At 64.0% G+C, this 6,945-nt stretch carries 8 protein-coding genes and 1 pseudogene; 7 read left to right on the top strand and 2 right to left on the bottom strand.

What is annotated here, in order from left to right; translation table 11 throughout:
• Positions 1-396 (top strand): annotated as a pseudogene (locus ENZ74_RS16385) (hypothetical protein); the annotation flags it as partial.
• On the opposite strand, the gene ENZ74_RS16380 reads toward ENZ74_RS16385, so the two are convergent.
• Positions 380-1,303: a metallophosphoesterase gene (locus tag ENZ74_RS16380; RefSeq protein WP_013529920.1), complete on the bottom strand. Its 924-nt coding sequence runs from the start codon at positions 1,301-1,303 to the stop codon at positions 380-382. The pseudogene ENZ74_RS16385 and the gene ENZ74_RS16380 overlap by 17 nt on opposite strands.
• A gap of 53 nt (positions 1,304-1,356) precedes the next feature.
• Here ENZ74_RS16380 and ENZ74_RS16375 point away from each other — a divergent pair, with 53 nt between their 5' ends.
• Positions 1,357-1,851 (top strand): NUDIX domain-containing protein, encoded by a 495-nt coding sequence (locus ENZ74_RS16375; RefSeq protein ID WP_063168869.1) that lies wholly within the window; start codon positions 1,357-1,359, stop codon positions 1,849-1,851.
• Position 1,852: 1 nt separating this feature from the next.
• On the opposite strand, the gene ENZ74_RS16370 is transcribed toward ENZ74_RS16375, so the two are convergent.
• The gene (locus ENZ74_RS16370) at positions 1,853-2,845 is read right to left on the bottom strand and encodes a glutathione S-transferase family protein (RefSeq protein ID WP_063168870.1); all 993 of its coding nucleotides are present in this window, start codon (positions 2,843-2,845) and stop codon (positions 1,853-1,855) included.
• 274 nt (positions 2,846-3,119) lie between these two features.
• On the opposite strand from ENZ74_RS16370, the gene ENZ74_RS16365 reads away from it, so the two are divergent.
• The 5 genes from ENZ74_RS16365 to ENZ74_RS16345 form a co-directional block, all read left to right on the top strand.
• The gene (locus ENZ74_RS16365) at positions 3,120-3,656 is read left to right on the top strand and encodes an N-acetyltransferase (protein ID WP_013529917.1); all 537 of its coding nucleotides are present in this window, start codon (positions 3,120-3,122) and stop codon (positions 3,654-3,656) included.
• A gap of 60 nt (positions 3,657-3,716) precedes the next feature.
• On the top strand, positions 3,717-4,478 hold the full coding sequence (locus tag ENZ74_RS16360) for a 3-hydroxyacyl-CoA dehydrogenase (RefSeq protein WP_027162200.1): 762 nt from the start codon (positions 3,717-3,719) through the stop codon (positions 4,476-4,478).
• Positions 4,479-4,485: 7 nt separating this feature from the next.
• On the top strand, positions 4,486-5,661 hold the full coding sequence (locus ENZ74_RS16355) for a CaiB/BaiF CoA-transferase family protein (protein ID WP_063168871.1): 1,176 nt from the start codon (positions 4,486-4,488) through the stop codon (positions 5,659-5,661).
• A gap of 31 nt (positions 5,662-5,692) precedes the next feature.
• Complete coding sequence (locus tag ENZ74_RS16350) at positions 5,693-6,472, top strand: HugZ family protein (protein WP_063168872.1); 780 nt, start codon at positions 5,693-5,695, stop codon at positions 6,470-6,472.
• A 152-nt stretch (positions 6,473-6,624) separates the two neighbouring features.
• A partial coding sequence (locus ENZ74_RS16345; protein WP_164761053.1) for a metalloregulator ArsR/SmtB family transcription factor occupies positions 6,625-6,945 on the top strand: 321 nt, incomplete at its 3' end.

Below are 6,945 nucleotides of genomic sequence, written 5' to 3'. Positions count from 1 at the left end.
CCGCGCCTGTGGATCGACGCCATCAGCCATGTCGCCATGGGGCGCGACCGCCGCACCTATCGCTTCCTCAAGGACACCCGCATCGGCCGGGTGGTGCTTGCCGAATCCACTGAGATGAAATCGGTTGCCGATTCCGTGACGCGCTATGTCGCCGAGCGCATCGTCGAGCGTCAGAGGATGCTGGAAGGCGGCGTCGAACCCGCCGTCGCCGGCCTGAAACGTGCGTATGTGCCAGAAGCCGAACCGCCGCTGCGCGCGACGGAGCGCGGCAAACGCTGGTCGGCCCTTCTGTCCGGGCTTGGCCTGGTCGCTGCCGGCGCATTGGTCGGCCTTGTGGTGTCGGTCGTCCTGTTCTGGGACCGCATCATGGCCATGGTTGTCAATTTGCGGCCATAGCGGCCTCGGCGCCAAGCTCCACCGTCTGCAGATCGGATGGCGGTATGGACGGCCCGGTCAGGCCGCGCCGTGTCAGCCGGATCCGCCAGTTTCCCTTTTCACCGTCGATGTCGAACAGATTATACTGCGCCGCCGGGTGCTTGCCACCCGGCGCCTGGCCGGCGGCAGCGACACCGACCGCCGGGATCCTGACGCCTCGACCGCCGATGAAGAACAGCGACGGCAGATGCGAATGGCCGTGCAGCACAAGGTCGGCGCCATGGCGGCGAATGATCTTGTTGAAGCGGGCGATGCCGAACAGCCGCTTGTGCTGCGGGACCGCGCCGCGCACCGGCGGATGATGGATCATGATGACGCGGAACAGCCCCTGTCCGGCAGTGTCCTGGAGGATTTTGCCGAGCCTATCCCCCTGGCCTTCCATGAAAAACCCATTGGCCATGAAGGGTGCCGTGGCGCGCGCCGTCGAGACGCCGATCAGCGCGACATTGCCGCGTACACGCAGATAGGGGAAGGCGTTGCGGTCGACCGGCGTGTTGACGCCGTCGCCGCTCATCCACGCCGCCCAGGACCGGCAGACCTTGTCGAAGGCGCCTGGCACATAGGCGTCGTGATTGCCCGGAACGACCGAAACATCATGCGGCGGCCCCAGCGTCTCCAGCCAGTGCCTGGCCATCTCGATCTCGCCGTCGAGCGCCAGATTGACCAGGTCGCCGGTGACGGCGAGGTGATCAGGCGTGTTCGCCTTGATGTCGGCGACGATCGTGTCAATGACCGCATCATGCATATGGCGGCGGCGGTTGCGCTGCCAGTTGACATAGCCGAGCACGCGCTTGGAGGCGAGATCGCGATAGGATACATCGGGGAGCGGCCCCAGATGGACATCGGAAATATGCGCGAGCCTGAACATACAACCTTCATAGGCGACCCGCGCGCGGCTTTCCACCCACGGTTTCGCTATCAATGACGAGCCCTGAAGATGCCTTCCGCCAGACCGGCTGGCCAGGGTTGAGGGCCAGGCTGTTCCATCTCTATTTCGTGCTGCGGAGGCCGATGACGCTTGGCGTGCGCGGCCTGATCCACGACACAGCGTCCAGATCCGTCTTCCTTATTCGCCATACCTATGTACCGGGCTGGCAGCTTCCCGGCGGCGGCGTCGAAGTCGGCGAGACGATGAACGAGGCGCTGGCCCGTGAACTGGCCGAGGAAGGCAACATCGCACTGACCGCCCCGCCGGTGCTCAAATCGATGCATTTCAACCGCCGCTCCAGCCGCCGCGATCATGTCGGCCTTTATCTGCTCGAGCATTTCAGCCAGACGGCGCCGAAGCTGCCGGACCACGAGATCGCCGAAGCCGGCTTCTTCCCGCTCGACCGCTTGCCGCGGGGCACGACGCCGGCGACGCTGCGCCGGATCGCCGAGGTTTTTGACGGCGAGCAGCCCTCGCCCTACTGGTAGGTCAGGCCGCCGCTTTCTCGAAGCGGGCCCGGTCATGCCGTGCGGCATAATCGAGATCCGGTCCGACAGGCACGATCCGCGTCGGATTGATCGTCTGGTGGCTGCCGTAATAATGAGCCTTGATGTGATGCATGTTCACCGTCCCGGCCACGCCAGGGACCTGATAGAGATCGCGCAGATAGTTGGACAGGTTCGGGTAGTCGGCGATGCGGCGCAGATTGCATTTGAAATGGCCGACATAAACCGGATCGAAGCGCACCAGCGTGGTGAACAGCCGCCAGTCGGCCTCGGTGATACGACCACCGACGAGATAGCGCTGTTTTGCCAGTCGCTCCTCCAACGTATCCAGCGCCGAAAACAGCTCGCCGAAAGCCTCTTCATAGGCGCGTTGCGTGGTGGCGAAGCCGGCGCGATAGACGCCGTTGTTGATGGCGGGATAGACCAGCGCATTGATGCGGTCGATCTCGCCGCGCAACGCCTTCGGATAGAAATCGAAGCTGGCGTCGCCCCAATCATCGAAGGCTGAATTCAGCATGCGGATGATTTCGGAAGACTCGTTGGAGACGATGGTCTGCTCCTTTTTGTCCCACAGCACCGGCACAGTCACCCTGCCCGAATAGGCGGGATCGGCCTTGGCATAGATCTGGTGCAGGAAGTCGAGGCCGTAGAGCGTGTCGCCCGTGGCGCCGTCCTCAGCTACGAACGTCCAGCCGTTGGCGCCCATGAAATGATGCACCACGGACACCGATATGATGCCCTCCAGCTTCTTCAGCGCACGAAAGATCAACGTCCGGTGGGCCCACGGACAGGCAAGCGAGACATAGAGGTGATAGCGGCCGGGCTCGGCCTTGAAACCGCGCGTCCGGCCTTCGGCAGGCGCCCCGCCAACGGTGATCCAGTCGCGCCATTGCGACTGCGCCCGCACGAACCTGCCACCATTGTCCGCCGTATCGTACCAGCGGTCCTGCCATCTTCCTTCGACCAGCAATCCCATGCGAATCTCCTTGCGTCCTGTTGGTTGATGTAGGCGCAAGGCTGCCCTGTCGAAGACGTCAGGTGCTGAACAGACCGTCACTTGGCCGAAATGACGGACAGAAACGGCCGATTGCAGCGGCGGGAAATTGATGCTAGCGGACAATCCGCATGTTCGACTTTGCTTTGATCCGGTTTGACCGACGACGAAAGGGCGCCCGCGCTTGATGAAGCGCTGACTGGCGAATGCTGCCGTTTGCAGCAACCTTTCCTCCTTGTACCGGACCGCAAAGACCATGAGCCTTGCCGACGTGAAATACCTGCCGGAAACCCCGGCGCACGACCCCGAGATCGAAGCCATCAACGACGAAGCCTTCGGGCCCGGCCGCTTTGTGCTGGCCGCCTACAAGATTCGTGAGGCCGGAGGGCACGAGCGCTCGCTGTCCTTTGTCGCCGTCAATGGCGACATCGTCGTCGCCTCGGTGCGCATGACCCGCATCGCCGCCGGTGCCGGCCGCGCATTGATGCTCGGGCCGCTCGCCGTGCGGCCGGCCTTCAAGAATCTCGGCATCGGCCGCCGGCTGGTGGCGATCGCGCTGGAGGCCGCTGCCCGGGCCGGCGCACCTGCCGTCATGCTGGTCGGTGACGAGCCCTATTACGGGCCGCTCGGTTTCAAGCGGATTCCGCGCGGCCAGATTTCGATGCCGCGCCCCGTCGACCTCGACCGGCTGCTGTCGCACGAGATCGCGCCGGGCGCGGTCGCCAGGCTCTTGGGCGAGGTCTGCCACGCCGATCAGGCCAGGGTGACCGATCCTACCGCGGCGATGGCTTGACCTTTCCCATCGATCTGGCGCCTGATCCGTCCACTGTTCCTGAGATCAAAGGATGACGTCATGAACCCGAACGGCCAGATCGCGATCGTCACCGGCGGCGGCTCCGGCCTTGGCGAGGCAACGGCGCGCGCGCTGGCCACCAAGGGAGCCCGCGTCGCCATCTTCGATGTCGGTATTGACCGCGCGGTCAAGGTCGCGGCCGAGATCGGCGGTATTGCCGTCCAATGCGACGTCAGCAGCGCCGACAGTGGGACTGCTGCCCTCGCCGACGTCGCCGCCAAGCTTGGCGAGCCGCGTATCCTGATCAATTGCGCCGGCATCGCCATCGGTGTGAAGACGATCGGCAAGGATGGTCCCCATCCGCTTGATCAGTACCGCAAGGTGATCGAGGTCAATCTGATCGGCACGTTCAACATGATCCGCCTCGTCGCCGAACGCGCGTCGAAGCTCGAGCCGCTGCCGGGCGGCGAGCGCGGCGTCATTGTCAACACCGCTTCGGTTGCCGCCTATGATGGCCAGATCGGGCAGGCCGCCTATGCGGCGTCCAAGGGCGGCGTCGTCGGCATGACGCTGCCGGTGGCGCGCGACCTTGCCCGTTCCGGCATCCGCGTCTGCACCATCGCTCCCGGCATCTTCAAGACGCCGATGATGGCCGGCATGCCGCAAGAGGTGCAGGATTCACTGGGCGCCGCCGTGCCGTTCCCGTCGCGCCTGGGCGAACCGTCCGAATATGCCGCTCTCGCCCTGCACATCATCGAGAACCAGATGCTGAACGGCGAGACCATTCGCCTCGACGGCGCCATTCGCATGGCGCCGAAATAAACCGGTCATGAGCGCCGGCCTGTCCGCTGCCGCTAAAACCGGTCCGCTGACCGGGCTGAAGGTGATCGAGATGGCCGGGCTCGGCGCCGTGCCGCTGGCCGGCCTGATGCTGTCGGAGATGGGCGCGCAACTGTTGCGCATCGAACGGGCGGGGACGAGCCAGCTCCTGCCGCTGCCGGATGAGTATAACATCGACCGCCATGGCCGCGCCGTGCTGCGCCTCGACCTGAAGCGCCGTGAAGGCACCGATCTGTTGCTGCGCCTTGCCGAAAAGGCGGACATGTTGCTCGAAGGCTTTCGCCCGGGCGTCATGGAACGGCTCGGCCTCGGCCCGGAAACGGTGCTGGTGCGTAACCCGGCGCTGATCTACGGCCGTATGACCGGCTTCGGCCAGGGCGGTCCGCTCGCCGGCCGCGCCGGCCATGACATAACCTACCTCGCCTATAGCGGCGTGCTGCACGCCATCGGCCATGCCGGCGGCCGTCCCGTCACGCCGCTCAACCTCGTTGCAGACTATGGCGGTGGCGCCATGATGCTGATTGCCGGTGTGCTGGCCGCCCTGTTCCAACGTTCGCGCACGGGCAAGGGTGAAGTTATCGACGCCGCGATGGTCGATGGCGCCTCGATGCTGGCGGTGCCCCTGCACGCCTTGATGGCGGCCGGCTTGTGGAGCGACAAGCGTGGCGCGAACCTGCTCGATTCCGGCGCCCCGTTCTACGACACCTATGAGACGTCGGACGGACGTCATATCGCCATCGGTTGTCTCGAGCCGCAATTCTTCGCCGAATTCGCGAGGCTGCTGCCGCTCGACGAGTGCTTTGCATCCGGCCAGTACGACAAGGCCCTGTGGCCGCCGATGCGCGCCGCCATTGCCGATCGGATCCGGCAGAAACCACGCGACGACTGGGACCGGTTGTTCGCGCAAACCGATGCCTGCGTTGCACCCGTTCTGTCGCTGCAAGAGGCAAAGCACCACCCGCACAATCGGGCACGCAACGCCTCTGTGACGGCAGGTGCATTTGAGCGCCCGGCCCCGGCCCCGCGTTTCTCGAGTTCGCAACCGACATTGGCCACTATGCCCGGCGATGAGGATTTGTTGCCGTCGACAACGCTGGCACGTTTCGGCTTTGCGAAAGCCGAGATCGACGACCTTGTCAAATCCGGCTTGCTGACCGATAACTAGAGAACAAAAATCAACTTACTGCGGTGCTGCCTTGGACGACCCGAAGAAGGACGTGATCCGTGAGACGGACGCCGAAGCGATCCGGCTGGCGAAGACGCTTCTGCGCAGCGCCCGCTTTGGCGCCCTGGCGGTGATCGAACCGCAAACCGGCTCGCCGCTGGCCAGCAGGGTTGGCGTGGCCACCGACATCGACGGCGCACCGCTGATCCTGGTGTCGATGCTTTCGGCGCACACCGGCGCGCTGCTTGCCGACCCGCGCTGTTCCCTGTTGCTCGGCGAACCAGGCAAGGGCGACCCGCTGGCGCACCCGCGCCTGACACTGGTCTGCCAGGCGGTAAGGATCGAGCGCGGATCGGCCGAACACGCCCGCACCGAGCGCCGTTACCTCAATCACAATGCCAGGGCGAAACTTTACGCCGGTCTCGGTGACTTTTCGATCTTTCGCCTCGATCCGCAACGCGCCAGCCTCAACGGCGGCTTCGGCAAGGCCTATCAGCTCGACCGATCGGATCTGCTCGCCAGCGGACCGGTCGTCGAGGAACTCGCGGCGCGCGAACAATCGGCCATCGACCACATGAACGCCGACCATCTCGACGCGATCGCCGTTTACGCACAGCATTTCGCCAAAGTATCCGGCAACGGCTGGCGTATTGCCGGATTCGATGCCGATGGCATGGATCTGGTGTCGGGCGACGGCGCTTGCCGGGTCTTTTACCCGCAACCTCTGGGCGCAGCAGGTGAATTGCGGCACGTTCTGGTCGATATGGCGAGGGCGGGCCGAGCCATTGTCGACGCCGGGACTGAGACTTAATTATGCTGGATCAAAAGCAACACTTGAGATTTAGGTGAAATGCTCTACCTTTTAGTGACGCTGAATCGCCAGCGCCGATCGATAAGTGAATTTATGGAATCAGACGCCATTGCCCCCATGGCGTCGGGATGAACAGGAAGCATGGGGGATCGATGGTCTCGACAAAGCTAATCGTGAACGCCGAATCGGCGGCAGAGTTTCTCATGCTGATGGGCAATGAGAAGCGACTGTTGATCATGAGCTACCTCGCCGAAGGTGAAATGTCGGTGGGAGCCATAGCCGAGAAGGTGATGCTCAGCCAATCCGCCCTGTCCCAGCATCTCGCCAAGTTGCGGGCGCTCGACCTTGTCGACACCCGCCGCGACCGGCAGATGATTTACTACTCCTGCAAATCCGACGCCGTGCGAGAACTGCTTGTCATGTTGGACGGCATTTTCGGCAGCGGCAAGGATGACCTGTCCCAGATGGCGCAC

Source organism: Mesorhizobium sp. M7A.F.Ca.CA.002.15.2.1 (assembly GCF_003998715.1).
GTDB lineage: Bacteria > Pseudomonadota > Alphaproteobacteria > Rhizobiales > Rhizobiaceae > Mesorhizobium > Mesorhizobium ciceri.
This window is presented reverse-complemented; position numbering and strand designations above follow the sequence as displayed.